We start from the raw sequence: 243 nt of genomic DNA, 5'->3' as shown, positions 1-243 counted from the left end.
GCATGAAATGGATCAAGCTGAGAGATAAGGCCGAACAGCTTGAGTTTCTGCGGCTGGTACACCTCGAAGCCAGTCGGGCCAATATCTCCGCCGAGATGGTACTGGCCGTGATTCAGGTCGAAAGTGCCTTCGACCGTTTTGCGGTTTCCCGTGTAGGTGCCCGCGGTTATATGCAGATCATGCCTTTCTGGAAAAATGAAATCGGCCGCGATGGCGACAACCTGATGCATATGGCCACCAACC

The 243-nt window shown here is 53.9% G+C and carries 1 protein-coding gene; it reads left to right on the top strand.

The annotated features are described in order from the left end of the window. A partial coding sequence (locus Q4563_RS21985; RefSeq protein WP_303606050.1) for a lytic transglycosylase domain-containing protein occupies window positions 1-243 on the top strand: 243 nt, incomplete at both ends.

This window comes from Gilvimarinus sp. 1_MG-2023, assembly GCF_030548285.1.
Note: the sequence above shows the minus strand (reverse complement) of the source record. Positions and strands in the feature narration are given on the sequence as shown.